Source organism: Polaromonas sp. 39-63-25, assembly GCF_002278925.1.
Taxonomy (GTDB): Bacteria; Pseudomonadota; Gammaproteobacteria; order Burkholderiales; family Burkholderiaceae_C; genus Polaromonas.
The window spans coordinates 100019-116931 of the sequence record NZ_NCJH01000003.1 but is presented as its reverse complement, the minus strand read 5'-3'; the positions used below and the strand labels follow the sequence as shown (position 1 = coordinate 116931).

12 protein-coding genes are annotated in these 16913 nt (G+C 65.7%); 3 read left to right on the top strand and 9 right to left on the bottom strand.

Going from position 1 to position 16913, the window contains the following annotated elements:
- Positions 1 to 21: 21 nt before the first annotated feature.
- From secD to B7X65_RS04870, 3 genes are all read right to left on the bottom strand, one after another.
- A complete protein-coding gene (gene secD, locus B7X65_RS04880) occupies positions 22 to 1917 on the bottom strand; it encodes a protein translocase subunit SecD (protein WP_293593173.1) in 1896 nt (631 codons plus the stop codon).
- Between the two features lie 69 nt (positions 1918 to 1986).
- A complete protein-coding gene (yajC, locus tag B7X65_RS04875) occupies positions 1987 to 2322 on the bottom strand; it encodes a preprotein translocase subunit YajC (RefSeq protein ID WP_096666202.1) in 336 nt (111 codons plus the stop codon).
- Positions 2323 to 2529: 207 nt separating this feature from the next.
- Positions 2530 to 6111: an indolepyruvate ferredoxin oxidoreductase family protein gene (locus B7X65_RS04870; RefSeq protein ID WP_293593172.1), complete on the bottom strand. Its 3582-nt coding sequence runs from the start codon at positions 6109 to 6111 to the stop codon at positions 2530 to 2532.
- Positions 6112 to 6288: 177 nt separating this feature from the next.
- Here B7X65_RS04870 and B7X65_RS04865 point away from each other — a divergent pair, with 177 nt between their 5' ends.
- Positions 6289 to 6774: an Lrp/AsnC family transcriptional regulator gene (locus B7X65_RS04865; RefSeq protein WP_293593171.1), complete on the top strand. Its 486-nt coding sequence runs from the start codon at positions 6289 to 6291 to the stop codon at positions 6772 to 6774.
- Between the two features lie 62 nt (positions 6775 to 6836).
- Entirely contained in the window at positions 6837 to 7463 is a 627-nt protein-coding gene (locus B7X65_RS04860) for a hypothetical protein (RefSeq protein WP_293593170.1), read from the top strand.
- On the opposite strand, the gene B7X65_RS04855 is transcribed toward B7X65_RS04860, so the two are convergent.
- A complete protein-coding gene (locus B7X65_RS04855) occupies positions 7460 to 7813 on the bottom strand; it encodes a hypothetical protein (protein WP_293593169.1) in 354 nt (117 codons plus the stop codon). The two genes, B7X65_RS04860 and B7X65_RS04855, sit on opposite strands and share 4 nt — an antisense overlap.
- Positions 7810 to 8964 (bottom strand): MltA domain-containing protein, encoded by a 1155-nt coding sequence (locus B7X65_RS04850; RefSeq protein WP_293593168.1) that lies wholly within the window; start codon positions 8962 to 8964, stop codon positions 7810 to 7812. The genes B7X65_RS04855 and B7X65_RS04850 overlap by 4 nt, the downstream gene beginning before the upstream one ends.
- Here B7X65_RS04850 and B7X65_RS04845 point away from each other — a divergent pair.
- Complete coding sequence (locus B7X65_RS04845; protein WP_293593167.1) at positions 8963 to 9118, top strand: hypothetical protein; 156 nt, start codon at positions 8963 to 8965, stop codon at positions 9116 to 9118. The two genes, B7X65_RS04850 and B7X65_RS04845, sit on opposite strands and share 2 nt — an antisense overlap.
- A 2-nt stretch (positions 9119 to 9120) precedes the next feature.
- Here B7X65_RS04845 and B7X65_RS04840 read toward each other — a convergent pair whose 3' ends face one another.
- The 4 genes from B7X65_RS04840 to B7X65_RS04825 all read right to left on the bottom strand — a co-directional run bounded on the left by B7X65_RS04840 (position 9121) and on the right by B7X65_RS04825 (position 16860).
- Complete coding sequence (locus tag B7X65_RS04840) at positions 9121 to 9747, bottom strand: response regulator (protein ID WP_293593166.1); 627 nt, start codon at positions 9745 to 9747, stop codon at positions 9121 to 9123.
- Positions 9748 to 9773: 26 nt separating this feature from the next.
- Positions 9774 to 11777, bottom strand: a complete 2004-nt coding sequence (locus B7X65_RS04835) for a nitrogen regulation protein NR(II) (protein WP_293593240.1) — start codon at positions 11775 to 11777, stop codon at positions 9774 to 9776.
- 80 nt (positions 11778 to 11857) lie between these two features.
- Positions 11858 to 12664, bottom strand: a complete 807-nt coding sequence (locus B7X65_RS04830) for a carbon-nitrogen hydrolase family protein (RefSeq protein ID WP_293593165.1) — start codon at positions 12662 to 12664, stop codon at positions 11858 to 11860.
- Between the two features lie 2 nt (positions 12665 to 12666).
- Positions 12667 to 16860 (bottom strand): YhdP family protein, encoded by a 4194-nt coding sequence (locus B7X65_RS04825; RefSeq protein ID WP_293593164.1) that lies wholly within the window; start codon positions 16858 to 16860, stop codon positions 12667 to 12669.
- Positions 16861 to 16913 lie beyond the last annotated feature (53 nt).

The following is a 16913-nucleotide window of genomic DNA, read 5'->3' as shown; positions in this document are numbered from 1 at the left end:
TTCTGTCCGTTGTTCTGTGGTCTAGTTGGCCGACGCTGCAGGCTTGGCAGGCACAGCAGTGTTTCCGGCGGGTCGCCAGACGGTACCAATGGACACCGATTTGAGTTTCTTCTGCCGTCCGTACCAGAGGTTGACCAGCCCGCGCGAGAAGAACACGGCCGAGAACATGCTTGTCAAAATGCCGATGACGTGCACCACGGCGAATCCGCGCACGGGTCCGGAACCAAAGGCCAGCAAGGCCAGCCCGGCAATCAGCGTGGTGATGTTCGAGTCCAGAATGGTGGCCCAGGCGCGCTCATAGCCGCTATGGATGGCGGCCTGCGGTGCCACGCCATTGCGCAACTCCTCGCGCACCCGCTCGTTGATCAGGACATTGGAGTCAATCGCCATGCCGAGCGCCAGCGCCATGGCCGCCATGCCGGGCAGTGTCAGGGTCGCCTGCAGCATGGACAGCACCGCCACCAGCAGGAGCAGGTTCACCGCCAGAGCCAGACCGGAGAACAGCCCGAACAGCATGTAGTAAACGGCCATGAAAGCGACGATCACGAGAAAGCCCCAGGCCACGCTGTGAAAGCCCTTGGCGATGTTTTCAGCGCCCAGGCTGGGGCCGATGGTGCGTTCTTCAATGATTTCCATGGGGGCAGCCAGCGATCCGGCACGCAGCAGCAATGCCAGGTCATTGGCTTCCGTCACGCTCATGGAGCCGGAAATCTGGAAGCGGTTACCGAGCTCACTCTGGATCACCGGGGCCGTCAGCACCTCGCCCTTGCCTTTTTCAAACAGCACGATCGCCATGCGCTTCTTGACGTTTTCGCGGCTCACGTCGCGCATGATGCGTCCGCCCTTGGCGTCCACGGTCAGGTCCACCTTGGGCTGCTGGCTCTGCGAGTCAAACCCCGGCTGGGCATCCGTCAGGCTTTCGCCGGTCAGGATCACCTGCTTCTTGACAATCACAGGTCGGCCGTCGCGTTCCAGGAAGCGCTCCGAGCCAAAAGGGACGGCACTGGCGCCGCTTTCGGCCGCGCGGCCTTCGGCGCTTTCATCGACCAGCCGCATTTCCAGCGTGGCCGTGCGCCCCAGAATATCCTTGGCCTTGGCCGTGTCCTGCACACCGGGCAACTGCACCACGATGCGGTCCAGACCCTGCTGCTGGATCACCGGCTCGGCCACACCGAGTTCGTTGATGCGGTTGTGCAGCGTCACCATGTTCTGCTTGAGTGCCTGCTCCTGCACCAGACGGGCCGCCTCGGGCTTGATGCTGGCATTGAGCTTGTACTCGGTTCCGTCGGGCGCGTCCGCCAGTTGCAGGTCGGCAAACTGGTCCTGGATCAGGCGTTTGGCGGCGTCCAGCGTGGCCGTGTCACGGAACCTGACCTCAATGACCTGGCCGTTGCGGTTGATGCCGCCGTGGCGGATGTTCTTTTCCCGCAACACCAGGCGGATGTCTCCGGCCAGCGACTCGGCCTTTTTCGTCAGTGCCGCCTGCATGTCCACCTGCAGCATGAAATGCACACCGCCGCGCAAGTCCAGGCCGAGGTACATGGGCCGGGCGTTCAGGGCGGTCAGCCAGGCGGGTGAGCGTGACAGCAGATTGAGGGCCACGATGTAAGACGGTGTGGCCGGATCGGGCAGCAGCGCTTTTTCAATCGCGTCCTTGGCCTTGAGCTGGGTGTCCGTGTCGCCAAAACGTGCCTTGACCGACGTGACATCGAAAGTCACCGCCTCCGCAACGATATTGACATCCTTGAGCGCCTTCTCGACGCGAGCGACTGTTGTCTCGTCGATCCTGACGCTGGACCTGGCAGCGGAAACCTGCACCGCAGGCGCCTCGCCAAAAAAGTTGGGCAGCGTGTAAAGGGCGGCAATCAACAGGGCGACGACGATGATCGCGTACTTCCAGACCGGATAACGATTCATGAGCGTGCTGTTCCTGGGAAACTGAGGGGCTGAAAAAGCCGGTCCATGCCGGCCGGCCGGGAGAAACGACTAGGACTTGATGCTGCCTTTGGGCAGGACCTGGACGATGGCACTGCGCTGCAGCTGGACCTCGACGCCCGTGGCAAGCTCCAGGCTCAGGTAGGCCTCGCCCAGCTTGGTGACCGTGCCGAGCAGGCCACCGGCGGTGACCACTTCGTCGCCTTTGGCCAGTGCGTCAATCATCGCGCGATGCTCTTTCTGTTTTTTCATCTGCGGGCGGATCATCACGAAATACAGCACCACAAACATCAGCACCAGCGGCAGCATGCTGGTGAGCGAAGACAACATGCCGCCTTCGGCAGCAGCGGCTGGGGCGGTTTGGGCAAACGCGGAAGAAATAAACACGGCAGACTCCACAACAATAAGTAAGGCTCCCACTGGTCACAGCGGGGGCGCGGAAGGCCGATTGTATGCGGGCGGGTGGATGTCAGGACTTGTAACCCTACCGGTTTTCGCCCTTTGCAGGCCCTTACCGTCCATTGTCGGCCGGCAAATGCGGCCAGCCGAGCTTTTTCAGGCCGGACGCGACCTCCAGCCCCGCCCGCCGGGTCCTCAGGCAACCAGTTGGCGCTCGCCGGCGACCGGCTGGCGGAATGCCGCCGTCGCCGCGCTCCATGGTTGCTGGGCAGCCTCGACATGGCGCGCCTTGACGTGGCCATACCCCTTGATGAGCTCCGGAATACGGGCCAGGTCAAGGGCAGCGGCATGGTTGTCCGCATCCAGCGTGCGCAGCACTTCCTCAATGCTGGCCTCGTACCGGGCAATCAGTCCACGCTCCATCCGGCGTTCTTCGGTGCGTCCGAACGGGTCCAGCGCCGTGCCGCGCAAGCCCTTGAGCCTGGCCAGCAGCTTGAAGCCCGTCAGCATCCAGGGGCCGAATTTCTGCTTTTGCAGCTCGCCCCTGTCGTTTTGCTTCGCAATCATGGGCGGGGCCAGGTGATAGTTGAGCTTGAAGTCGCCCTCAAACATCGCGTCGACCTTGTCCAGGAAACTGCGGTCGGTGTGCAGACGCGCGACTTCGTATTCGTCCTTGTAGGCCATCAGCTTGAACAGGTACTTCGCAACCGCTTGCGTGAGCAGCGTTTTTCCGAGTGCCGATTCCGCCTGCTGGACGCGGTTCACGAAACTTTCGTAGCGCTTTGCATACGCCGCATTCTGGTAATCCGTCAGAAAGGCCACGCGGCGCGCCACCAGCTCCGGCAGGCCCTGGCGCGGCGCCGGCATGCTGATGACCTGCGCGGAGGCAAACAGCTTTTCCACCGAGGGCAGGTCGTGGGCCGCGCGGCGGCCCCATTCGAAAGCCGTCTTGTTGTTGTCCACCGCGACCGCATTGAGCTCGATGGCACGCATCAGCGACGCGTATTCCAGCGGGATCCACCCCTTTTGCCAGGCGTAGCCCAGCATCATCGGGTTGGTGTAAATGCTGTCACCCATCAGCTTGATGGACGCTGCGTCGGCATTGAAGGCACCGACACCGGCCAGCCCCACGGCTTTGGCGATCTCCGCGGCGCAGGCCTCGGCCGGGTTCTGCCAGTTCGCGTTGTGCACAAACGCCGCCGTCGGCGTGCTGTGGGAATTGAGCGCCACGTGGGTGCGGCCCTCGCGCATGCGCAGCACCGTTTCCTTGCCGGCCGTCACAATCGGGTCGCAGCCGATGATCAGGTCGGCGCCGGCCATGCCGACACGCGTGGTGCGGATATCGTCCTGGCTCGCGCCTATCAGCACATGGCTCCAGGTGGCGCCGCCTTTCTGTGCCAGGCCACCGGCGTCCTGCGTGACGATGCCCTTGCCTTCGATGTGCCCGGCCATGCCCAGCAACTGCCCGATGGTGATGACGCCGGTGCCGCCGACGCCGGCCACCACGATGCCCCAGACAGCGCCGTTGACACCTTGTGTCGCGGGGATCTGCGGCTGCGGCAGGGCGTCCATCTCAAACGGTGAAGCCGCCTTGCCCTTGGCCTTCTTCTTGAGTTGTCCGCCCTCGACGGTCACGAAACTCGGGCAAAAGCCCTTCAGGCAGGACATGTCCTTGTTGCAGGTGGACTGGTTGATCTGGCGCTTGCGGCCGAACTCGGTCTCCAGCGGTTCGACGCTCAGGCAGTTGGACTGCACGCTGCAGTCACCGCAGCCTTCACAGACCAGCTCGTTGATGACCACGCGCACCGCCGGGTCGACCATGGTGCCGCGCTTGCGGCGCCGGCGCTTTTCGGTGGCACAGGTCTGGTCGTAAATGATGACCGTCGTGCCCTTGATCTCGCGGAACTGCCGCTGGATGGTGTCGAGCTCGTCGCGGTGATGCACCGTCACGCCTTCGGCCAGTGCCACACCGTCGTATTTTTCCGGCTCGTCGGTGACCACCACAATTTTGGCCGCCCCTTCGGCCCGCATGGACTGGGCAATCTGCACCACCGACAGGCCTTCCGGCCGCTCGCCGATCTGCTGGCCGCCGGTCATGGCCACCGCGTCGTTGTAGAGAATCTTGTAGGTGATGTTCACGCCCGAGGCAATCGACTGGCGCACCGCCAGCGAGCCACTGTGGAAGTAGGTGCCGTCACCGAGGTTGGCAAAGATATGCTGGTCGGTCGTGAACGGCTGCTGGCCGACCCAGGGCACGCCCTCGCCGCCCATCTGGGTGAAACCGGACGTGCTGCGGTCCATCCACAATGCCATGAAATGGCAACCGATGCCGGCCATGGCGCGCGAGCCTTCGGGCACCTTGGTGCTGGTGTTGTGCGGACAGCCGGAGCAAAACCAGGGCTGGCGGTCGGCCTTGACTTCCAGCACCTGCAGCGAGCGTTCCTTGGCTTCGAGGATGGCCAGCTGCGCGTCGATGCGCGCCGTCATGTCGCTGTCCAGGCCCAGCTTGCGCACGCGCTGGGCAATCGCGCGGGCGATCAGCGAAGGTGACAGGTCAGCGTTGGCGCGCAACAGGGTGTTGGCCGTCGGGTTCGGCATGGACCATTCGCCGCCGCTGAAGTCACCCTCGACCTCGTTGAACTTGCCGTAGATGTTGGGCCGCACGTCGGCGCGCCAGTTGTAGAGCTCTTCCTTGAGCTGGTACTCGATGACCTGGCGTTTTTCCTCGACCACCAGGATTTCCTGCAGGCCGGTGGCAAATTCGCGCGTGCCCTGCGCTTCCAGCGGCCAGACCACACCCACCTTGTGCAGGCGGATGCCAAGCTGGCGGCAGGTGGCATCGTCCAGCCCGAGGTCGATCAGGGCCTGGCGCGTGTCGTTGTAGGCCTTGCCGCTGGCGATGATGCCAAAGCGGTCGTTCGGGCCTTCGATGACGTTGTAATTAAGCCGGTTGGCGCGGATGTAGGCCAGCGCGGCATACCACTTGTAGTCGAACAGGCGCGCTTCCTGGTCGAGCGCCGCATCCGGCCAGCGGATGTGGACACCGCCCGGCGGCATCTGGAAATCAAGCGGGATCTTGATCTGCACGCGTTCAGGGTCGATCATCGCCGTGGCACTGGACTCGACAATTTCCTGGATGGTCTTCATGCCGGCCCAGACGCCCGAGAAGCGGCTCATGGCAAACGCGTGCACGCCCAGGTCCAGAATTTCCTGCACATTGGTCGGGAAAAACACCGGCAAGCCGCAGGCCTTGAAAATATGGTCGCTCTGGTGCGCGGCGGTGGAGCTCTTGGCCACATGGTCGTCGCCGGCCACCGCAATCACGCCGCCCCAAGGGGTGGTGCCCGCCATGTTGGCGTGTTTGAACACGTCCGAGCAGCGATCCACGCCCGGCCCCTTGCCGTACCAGATGCCGAACACGCCGTCGTACTTGTTGGTGCCCGGTGGCGAAAAGCCCAGCTGCTGCGTGCCCCACAGCGCGGTGGCGGCGAGCTCTTCATTGACGCCCGGCTGGAACACGATGTTCTGCGCTTTCAGGTAGCTGGACGCTTTCCACAGCGCCTGGTCGTAACCACCGAGCGGGGAACCGCGATACCCGCTGATGAAGCCGGCGGTGTTTTTGCCTTGCAGGGCGTCGCGCTGGCGCTGCAGCATGGGCAGCTTGACGAGGGCCTGCACGCCGCTCATGAAGGCCTGACCGTAATCGAGCGAGTATTTGTCGTCCAAGGTCACCGTTTCCAGGGCCTTGCGGATGTGTTCGGGCAGGGGTGCGTTCATCTTGTCTCCAGTCGTGGGGCTGACACCGCCTTTTGGGCAGCGCGAAGAGGCTCACACCCGGATAGGGTGATGCCTCTATATAGGAGCAAAGTGTAGGCGCGATGGCCAGATAAGTCTTTGCTTTTTATGCCTTGTTTAACTCGCCTTAAGCAAGATTCTTGCTTAAAATTGCCAATTATGGAAACACTCGACAAGTTTGACCTCGCGATCCTGAATGAATTGCAGACCGACGGGCGCTTGAGTAACGCCGAACTCAGCACCCGCGTCGGCCTGAGCGCCGCCCCCTGCTGGCGACGCGTCAGGGCCCTGGAGGAAGGTGGCTTCATCAAGGGTTACCGCGCGGAGATCGACCGCCACAAGATCGGCCTGGGTGTGCTGGCTTTTGTGCGCCTGGACGCCGACCGCAACACCGGCGATGCGACCAGCGCGATGGAAGAGGCGATCCGCAAATTGCCTGAGATCATCGCCTGTCACTACATCAGCGGCACCGGAACTTTCGAGTTGCAGGTGGTGGCCCGCGACCTCGACAGCTTCTCGCGCTTCGCCCTGAAAAGCCTGCTGAACCTGCCCAATGTGAAGGACATGCACACCAGCTTTTCCCTGGGCGAGATCAAGTCCAGCAGCGTGCTGCCGCTGGGCCACTTGTCAGACAAGACACCATGACAGCCCGCGCCATGCCTGTTTGCCGCTCACACGCCGTTTCGGCCCTGTTTGCGGTGCTTTTTATGGCTCCAGCCCTTGTTGCACGGGCGCAATCAGCTCCTGATTTGATAGTAAACCAGGCGCCCTTGCCGACGCGCAATCTGCAAATTGAGGTACGCCAGCTGCGGGACAGCAGCGCGTCCCGGAACACCTTGGGCGCCGGCGGCACGGTGCGCATGCAGCCCGGCCATTCTGGAGGCGATGTCCACATCGACGCGCAAAGCGGCCAGCGAACCGGGTCGGGCGACGTGACCCAGCGCTTGCTGGTATTGAACGGCCGCAGCGCCAACATCCTGCTGGGCAACAGCGTCCCTGTGCGACTGCTGCACAGCTTTGTGCAAAACGGAATCGTGCGTTACGGCAGCGCCACGGTGCTGATGAACGCCGGCAGCGGTTTTGCGGCCAGGCCGTTCTGGCGCGGCGGCGACAGCGCCGAGCTGGAACTGGCCGCCGTGTCAAGCCCACGCAGCGCGACTTCGCCACCCACCGATTCCCGCGTGGTGACAACGCTGGTTGCGCCGCTCAACGAGTGGGTGACCGTGGCCCAGTCGGAGGAGGACAGCAACGACAGCAGTGCCGGCTTGTTCAACAACGCGCAGTCGACAACCCGCTCGACGCTGACGGTGCAGCTGCGGATTTCGGTACGTTAAGGGACTTCTTTTCCGTCCCGCACGCAGCGCGCCACCAGCGGCAGCAGCGGGTAACGCAGCACCGCCTCACGCTCGCCCGAACCCAGGCCAAACTCGGCGCGCATACGCGTGTTGCTGTACACGGTCTGCGAGGCGCCTTGCCCGCCTGCGTCACGAAAAAGCACGTCGGAGGCGCGCGAACTCTCGATCAGCGCACTGTCATCCACGAACCTCACGCTGAAATCAATGCCATGTTCACAGCGGTAACGCGTTGCCACTGATCCGGTGCCGGGGGCGGCGCAAGCAGAGAGCAGGGCAGCCGCAGCAAGCAGCAGGCCGCAGCGGGGGAGAAAGGTGGGCGGCAGGCTCATTTGGGCCACAACACCCACAAGCGCAGGGGCTGGTTCACGCGGCTGGCCAGCTCGCCCGCTTGCGGCCCCGTCCCGGCAAAATAGTCGGCCCGCACGGCACCGACGATGGCGCTGCCCGTGTCCTGCGCGATCACGAGTTTTTGCAGGTCCGCCGCCGCGCCGCGCGAGGCGAGCCAGACCGGGGTGCCGTAAGGAATGCTTTCCCGATCCACGGCGATCGAACGGCCGGGCGTCAGGGGCACGCCCTGGGCGCCGCGCGGGCCGAAGGCCGCGTCCATCTCGCTCAGGGTTTCTTCGCGGAAAAAGATATAACGCGGGTTGCTCCACAGCAGTTGCGACACGCGCTGCGGATTCTGCGCCGCCCAGGCCTTGGTGGATTCGGTCCAGGGCGCGTTCATCCGGCCCTGGCCCTGCTCCATCAGCCACTGGGTGATGCTGCGAAAAGGCTGGTCGTTGGAACCGGCAAACGCCACCCGCACGGTACGCTGCGCACCCCCGGCATCGGTGATGGCCAGCCGGCCCGAGCCCTGGATATGCAGCGACATCGCATCAATCGGATCGGCCAGCCAGGCGATTTCCCGCCCGCGCAGTGCGGCCTGCGCCTCGGGCAGCGTCTCGATTTCCTGCCGGGTGTACCAGGGCTTGCGGCTGCCCAGGCCGGCCGGAGGCTGGTACAGCGGCACCGGGTAAGCGGCGCCGGGCTGCCGGCTGGCCCTGAGCACGGGTTCGTAATAGCTGGTGAGCAGTCCCTCGGCCGTGCCTTGCAGGGTTTCGACGCGGTAAGGCTGCAGCCGGCCCACCATCCAGGCGCGCTGCTCCTCCCCTGTCGCAATGCTCAGGCGCCTTACCTCGCCACACAGCGGTGCAAACACCGGCCCGGGCCGCTCACAGCTTTTGAGCCAGGCGTTCCAGGCTTCGAACAGCGCGTCATTTTCAAACCCCGGCAGGTCGCTCCAGGCCACCGGCACCCAGCGGCTCTTGCCGCGCACCATGGTGCCAGCCTCTGCGCCTGACCCGGGACGCGCAGGCACGCTGGCAGCGGCGGGCGCCGAAGGCCGGGAAGCAGGCACGGGCGCCGTCGCGCAGGACACCAGGCCCAGCACGGCAGCGATAATGACAAGCGTCGGTGTTATCCGGGAAAAAACAGTCATGGCCTTACTTTTACTCGAAGCCCTGGGGGCCCTGCTCATTCTGGTTTTCATTGTCTGGTGGACGATGTTCTCCGGCCGCAACAAAGGCGAACTCAAAAGCGATGCCGATGCCCAGCGCGATGCACCACCGGAAAAGCCCGGCGATCCGCTTTAGCGCTATAAATTACGGAGCAGATTCGCCAGCTCCACCGCCGACTTTACCTGCATTTTGTCAAAAACCCGGGCCCGGTGCACTTCCACCGTGCGCACGCTGATGTCGAGCTGGTCGGCCACCAGCTTGTTCGGCAGGCCCTCCACCACCAGCTTCATGACGTCACGCTCACGCTCCGTCAGGCCTTCCAGGCGCACATGCAGGCTGGTGTGCTTGCTGCGATCGGCCAGCGCCGCTGCCGACTGCATCAACGCCTGCTCGATGCGGTCCACCAGCACATTGTCGGAAAAGGGCTTCTCGCAAAAATCGAAAGCGCCGCGCTTGACGGCATCGACCGCGGTCGGCACGTCGGCGTGACCGGTCAGGAAAATCACCGGCAGGGTGGGCAGCAGGCCATACCCAATCAGCTTTTCGAACATGGCCAGCCCGCTCATGCCGCCCATGCGCACATCGAGCAGGGCACACGAGGGCGAGGAAATGGCGGACGCCCCCGAGATCCGTTCGTCGAACGCCTCGGCGCTGGCAAACGTCTCGCTGGTCAGGCGCCGCGAACGCAGCAACCAGGCCAGCGCCTCGCGCACGCTGGCATCGTCATCGACGATGTAGACCGTGGCATTCTGGATGGGTTCCATGGCAATTCCTTCCCGCAAGCGGGTGTTCAGGTGGACACGTCGGTGACCGCGACGGCGGTGACCGCGGCCGGCAATGTAAAGGTGAAAATCGTACCCTGTGGCTGGCCCGCCGCAAAACCAAGAAACCCGCCGTGCTGCTCGATCACCGTGCGGCACAGGCTCAGACCCAGGCCCATGCCTTCGGCCTTGGTCGTGAAGAAGGGCGTGAACAGCTGGCGCGCCACGTCCTCCGAAATGCCTTCCCCGTGGTCGATCACGGCAAACTCCACCCATCGGCTGTGTGCGTTGGAGGCCGCCGGCCGCACACGCAGGATCAGCAGCTTGTCGGCGCGCCGGCTTTTGTCCGTCGACTGCATGGCCTGCATGCCGTTGCGCGCCAGGTTGAGCAGCACTTGCTCGACCATGGTCCGGTCGCACAGCACCGGCTCGCAGCTTTCGTCCACCTGGATCAGCACCCGGACCCCCAGCTTGCGGGCCTGCAGGCTGATCAGCGGTATCACCGCGTCCAGCAGGGCGCGCGGCGCGACCGGCTCGCGCACCTGGTCGCGCCTGCGCACAAAGTCGTGCACGCTCTTGATGACCTTGCCGGCGCGTTCGGCCTGCTCGGCAATGCGGCGCATCGCCAGCTGAAGGTCCTGGTGGTCGGGCGGCTGCGCTTCGCCGGCCACCGCGCTTTGCAGCAGATTCAGCGAGCCGGTCGCGTAGCTGGAAATGGCGGCCAGCGGCTGGTTCAGTTCGTGGCTCAGCAGCGAAGCCATCTCGCCGACCGTGGCCAGCCTGGCCGTCGCCTGCAGCCGGTCCTGGCTGGCGCGCGACAACTCCTCGACGCGCCGCTGTTCGCTGACATCGAGAATGGCGCTCATCCAGCCGGTCTGCTTGCCCACGGCGTTGATCAGTGGCGCCTCGATGATCAGCACCGGAAAACGCGAGCCATCCCGGCGCATGAAGACGGACTCGAAGCCTTCCCGCGGCAGGGTCGCGCCGACGGCCAGTCGCCGCGCCTGCCGCTGCTCGTACTCCTCGACCTGCTCGGGCGGCCAGTAAGGCGGCGGCGTGCCGTGCTTGAGCAGCTCGCCGGCCTCCAGCCCCACCATCTGGCAAAAGGCCGGGTTCACGTAGGTCACGCGACCCTGCAGGTCCCTGGCCCGCATGCCGGTGACCAGCGAATCCTCCATGGCCTTGCGAAAGGCCAGCGCGTCGGCCAGGTCATGCTCGACCTTCAGGCGCCGGCGCATGTCGCGCCCGAGCAGCGCCAGCACGGCGAGCAGCGCCAGCGACATGGCTGCCACCAACGCGGTCAGCAGGTTGGGAAACAGGGCCGGGGTTCCGAGCTGGCGCTCCAGCCGGAGAACCATGGTGTTGCCCGGCAGATCGAGCAGCTGCTGCGCGACATAGACGCGATTGCCGCGGGCCGGGTTGCCGTACATGGCAAGGCGCGTGCCGTCGGCCTCGGTGAACGCCAGGCCGTGACCACGCGCCAGTTGCCGGCCCACCAGCTCGGACAGGATCTCCTGCAGCGAATAGGTCGCCAGCAGGTAGCCCGCCAGTTGCCCGCCCGCCAGCACCGGCAGGCACATGTCCAGCACCTCCAGCCCCAGCCCGTCGGCCTGCGGCAGGAAGTAGCTGCTCGAATAGGCCGGGCCGCTGAAACGGCGCGCCGCCGCGCAGGCAAAACTGACATCGGTCTGCGCGCTGGCGCGCCCAAGCCGCTCAAACACCGGGGGCCGGTAAGGCGTTTCCGCATAAGAGACCGGCGCCAGCGCCACATCACGCCACTCCAGCCGCAACATTTCCCGGTGCTCGTGCAGCAGCGCGGACGCGGGCACACGCCAGGCGGCCGGATCCGGGCTGCTGGCCTGCAAGGCCTGAATGCCCTGGACGTTACGCGCCAGTGCAGCGCGAATGTCGGTGGTTGTCTGCACCGCGTCCTGCTCCAGCCGGCTTTGCACCTGGCTGGACTCGTAGCGCCCGGCGAGCCAGACCAGCGTGGACAACAAGCCGAGCAGGAGCGCCACCAGCAGGGCCCACAAGCCCCAGCGCCGGCTCCAGCGCCGCCGGTCCGAAAACGGTTCGGCGCGGCTGGCCGCTTCGCTGGGTTCGCTGGGCTCGCTCACAACACCCCGTGGTCCAGCGCGGGCAGCTGCAGGCGAACCGCCCGCAACCTGTCCGCGCTCACCTCGGCCATGACCACCGCGGGGCCCTGGGCCTGCTCGCCCAGCACTTCTCCCCAGGGATCGACCACCAGGCTCTGGCCCCAGGTGCGGCGCCCATTGTCGTGTTCGCCCCCCTGGGCCGCGGCCACCACATAGGCCAGGTTTTCAATCGCGCGCGCCCGCAGCAGGACTTCCCAGTGCGCCTGGCCGGTGGTCCGCGTGAAGGCGCTGGGCACCAGCAGCAGGTCCGCCTTCATGGCCCGGTACAGCTCGGGAAAACGCAGGTCGTAACAGACGCTCAGACCGACCCGGTAACGGTGGCCATCGACCGAGGGCAGCTCGAAGGTCACTGGCGCTGCGCCGCTTTCAATCACACGCGACTCGTCGTACTGCTCCAGCCCGTTGTCAAACCGGAACAGGTGAATCTTGTCGTAACGCGCGACGCACTGCCCCGTCGGCGCATACACCAGCGAGCTGTTGCGCACATGCTGACGGTCGCTGGCGCCGAGCGGTACGGTGCCGCCCACAATCCAGAGCCCCAGCTCGCGCGCAGAGCGGGCCAGAAAATCCTGGATCGGGCCCGCGCCAGCGGCCTCCTGCACGGCGAGCTTGTCGGTGTCCTTCAGCCCCATCACGCAGAAATACTCGGGTAGCACTGCCAGCTCGGCGCCCTGCGCGGCAGCACGCTCGAGCAACTGCCTGGCCATGACCAGGTTGGCGGGGACGCTGGTCCCCGAGACCATTTGAAGGGCGGCGACGTGCATGGCTACTTTTTTGCTCCGGTGTCCTCGGCGGGCTTCTCACCGGGCTTGACCTCGGCCGCGGCCTTGCGATCCACCTTGGTGATTTTCGGGTTGGTCCAGGTGCCATCAATGTGGAATTCCTGGGTCGCCGCCTCGGTCAGCGGGCGCCGCAGGAAATACTGGGCCAGGAAGGAGCCCAGGCCAATCGCCGGATTGATGACGGTGGCAATCAGGGACGCGGTGCCGGCGTTGATCTCCGGCACCACCACCACCGTCAGGTCCTGGGTTTCTTTGGCGATGTCGGCTTTGCCTTCCATCAGCACGGCGGCGTTGACGCCTTTCATCTGCAGGTTGTTGGTAAACGCCAGGCCCTGGTTGATGCTGACGTCGCCGCGCACGAAGTCAAAGGAAAATCCGTCCGAAAACACGTCGCGGAAATCCAGCGTCAGGCGCCGCGGCAGGGCCTGCAGGCTGAGCACCCCGAGCAGCTTGGCAATGCCCGGTTCGGCCTTGAGGAATTGGCCGGAGGCCACATTCACATTGAACTGCCCGCTCAGGCTCGGGTAGTCCAGACTCAGCGGCGAGCCCACCCAGGCGATCTGGCCTTCAAGCTTGCCCTTGCCGCGACGGATCACATCGCTCATGCCGAAACGCTTGAGCAGTTCGCCCGAATCGGCAATGTCGAGCCTGAAATTCATCACGGTACGGCGCCGCTCGACCGCCCCGCGCGACCCGCCCGCAGCCACCGGCTGCTGCGCATTGACGGCCACCCAGTTGCCGGTGGCGGTCAGCGTGGCCTCCGGCACGATGACATTGAGCTTGTTGAGCCGCCACTCGCGCGCCCCCCCTTCGCGGGCCACCGTCCCGGCGCCGCGGTTGATGGCTTCAATTTCAACCCGGCCCAGTTTCTTGCCACGCAGCTCCAGGTCCTCCACCACGATGTCGAGCGCCGGAACGTTGGCAGGCTGCTCGTTGAGGATGGCCTCGACCTCGCTGGCCGTGCTCTGGCCCAGGCTCAGGCGCGACAGGCGCGCATACAGCCGGCCGGCACCCGCGCCCCCGGGCTGGCGAAACTCGACGTAGCCGTTGAGTTCGGTCGCGTCGATGTTGGCTCGCCAGGTCAGGCCGTCACGCGATCCGCCGAGCACGACGTTGTTGAGTTTTCGCCCATCGAACACCAGCTCCCTGGCACGTATCGCCATGGTGGTCGGCAGATAACCGAGCACGGCACTGGCGGGGGTCAGCCGCTCGGCCGGTGCCGCGGCAACCGGCGCCGGGCTGGCGGCCAGCACTTGCTCCCAGGCATCCATGTCAACACTCGCGAGATTGATGTTGGCGGCCACCCCGGCCTCAGGCACCGGCGCACTTTCACCAGGCTCCAGGCCAATGGCAATGCTGCCGCGCAACACACGCGGCTCCGGCCCGCTGATGTCGCGCACGTACTGCACCGAGGCCAGCCGCCCCACGGTCAGGGACAGCTGGTCCTGCAGGGCCTGCCCTGCGGTCGCGCCGCGCACGACCGTGTTGTCAAAACGCACCGGCAGGACGGTCTCGGCACTCTTGTTCAGCGGAGCCGGCAGGCTCAGCGCCATGCCCTGCAGGTTGCTGGACAAACTGATCTCGGTGGCGCCGCGCCGGAACCCGAGGTTGGCGGTGTAGGCAGCAGTGCCGCTGGCGCGGCTGCCCAGGCGCGCCACCAGATCGAGCCCCCGGGCCTGCCGCAGCCCCTCGGCGCTCAGGGTGCCCTGGGCCCGAATGAGCACGGCCGCATCCGGAAACTCAGCGGGCCGGGCCACGCCGGCCTGCGTTGCGCGCGTGCCCCCCTCCAGGCGCACGTCGCCGCCCAGCAGGCGCGCCTGCCCGCCGCTGATGGCAAAGCCGCTTTCGGTGAAGCTCACCAGGGCCTTCGCACGGGTGAGCTGCGGCGTGTCCGGCGTGAACTGCACATCGTTGCCCGCCAGGCTGACACTGCCCTTCACTTTGGATTTCTCGAGGTCGCCCAGCGGCAGGCTCAGTTCAAGCTTGTAGCCGGCCGTCCCGGTCGCCACGGTGGTGGCCAGCGCCTTGCCGGTGATGTCGCCCAGGGGCGAGGTATTGACGACGGCCACGGCCTCGGCCAGCGGCCCTTTGATCTCCCCCACCACCTGCACCGTGGCCCCAAGCATGAGGTCGGGAATACGGGCGTCGGCCTTGACCACCTGCAGACCGGGAAAACCGGCGATCCGCCCCGTCGCGCCATTGACCTGCATGGAAGCACGGTCGAACACCAGTTCGCCGTCGAGCTCGCTCAGGGCGGGCCAGGCACTGGCGTCACGCGGCTGCACCGACCGCGGCACATAGGCCAGGGTGGCCTTGGCCACCTTGGCCGACACCCGGAACTCGCCGAGCTTCGGATCGGCAAACGGCATGTCATTCAAATTGCCCTTGAGCCGGAATTTCACGTCGCTGAGCGCGCCTTGGGTCACTGCATCACGCACATAGTGGCGCACCGTGTCGGGCAGGATCAGGGGCAGGTAGCGATGCACCCGGCCGCCGTCGCCGCGGCTCAGACTGCCCTGCAAATCCAGCACACCGGGAAAGCGACCGTCATGGGCGGCGGCGCCGGCAGTCGCAGTCGCTACCGGTGCGTCTGCGGTGTGCCAGCTGGCCTGCGCGCTGCCCTGGGCATCGGCGTTGGCAAACACCAGGTTGCGCAGCTGCAATTCGATTTTCGGGCCGGTCAGCTTCCATTGGGCGTCGGTCGACAGCTGGTCGAACGGCAGGCGCGGGTCTTCGAAAATGCCGGGCAAATACAGGTCGCCATTGGTGATCCTGACTTTGGCCTGCCCGCCCTGCTGGGTCAGGTCAAAATCCACTGCCGCACCCCGCACCCCGGGCCGGTCGCTGGTCCCCTGGGCCGCGGCCTGGGGAGCAATTTCAAGCTGCGTCACCCGCCCCTTGGCAGCGTAGGCAAGAGGCGCATCGAGCGCGCCCTGCCAGCGCGCTTCAACAACATCCACCAGGCCCCTGGGCGTCAGTGAAGTCAGCATGGCATGCGCCGCATCGCCCAGCGGCAGTCGGCTGGCGATCATCGCCAGCGCGGCCAGATCGAGTTTGTCCGCGCGGAACTCGCCGCGCGCAGCTGCCTTGCCCTCGGCACCGGTGTAGGCCAGCGACACATTGCCGCCCGGCCACTGCAGGCCATCGCGGGTGCGAAACTGCAGCCCCTCGGTGGCGAACTCGAAGCCGTTGGCAAACTGCCGGCCGCCAAAACGGCCGCTCACGGCCTGCAGCGCCAGCGGCTGCAGGGCCTTGCCCAGTTGCGCATCCACCGCCAGCAGCGCCACATCGGCCGTGCCGCCGGTGACCTGCCCGTCGCTGACATCGGCCCAGACCCGCAGCGCGCCGCTGCCCGCCCGCAGGTCGATGCCCAGGCTGGCCAGGTTGGCGTAACGCTTGACCTCGGACACATCGACCCGCCCGAACTCGGCATACATCTGCCCGGCCCAGCGGCGCCACTGGCCGGCGCCGCCCGACCACAGCGGCTCACGAAACACACCGCGCAGGCTGAAACGCTCGCCCCATTCGGGCGGCGGCGTCGCATCCAGGCGCATCAGGTGGCGGCGCCCCGGGTTGCGCAATGTCCAGTCCACCTGGGTCAGGGCCAGCAGCGGGACCTGCCGCAGGTCGTCGCTCCAGCGCACCGTGCCGCCGCGAATGACGAACTCGGTTTGCGAAAAAACCCAGTCGGCGATGGCGCTGCTGTCGTCGTTGGGGTCGCGCGACACATCCAGGCCGGCCACATAAATCTTGCCGTCGGACGTGCGCCGGATATCCAGCTCGGGCTGGTCGATGTAAAGCTGTTCAAAACCCAGCCCCCACAGCGAGGCCGGCGAGACGGCCGCCAGCACGCGCGGCAGGCGCAGGGCTTCGCGCCCCTGGGCATCCAGCAGCGCCACATCGCGCAGCTCGAAGGACGGAATCAGCCCGCCTGGCCGGGCCGTGATCTGACCGATGCGCACCGGTACACCCAGGGCCTGGCTGGCTGCTGTTTCCAGGCGCGGGCGGAATTCACCGATTCGCGGCACAATCCAGCCGTGAAGCACGGCCCAGGCCGCGCCGAAAAGCACCCAGAAAGCCAGCACCAGGCCCAAGGCCAGGCGAGCGACCAGCGCGGCAATTTTGAGACGTCGAGAGGCAAGCGCCGGCTGGGAGGGTGTCGTTTGATCCATGGACATGAGAATTATGACCTTCAGCGCTTCCGTCCGTTCAATGCAAGCCAGGGAAGTCC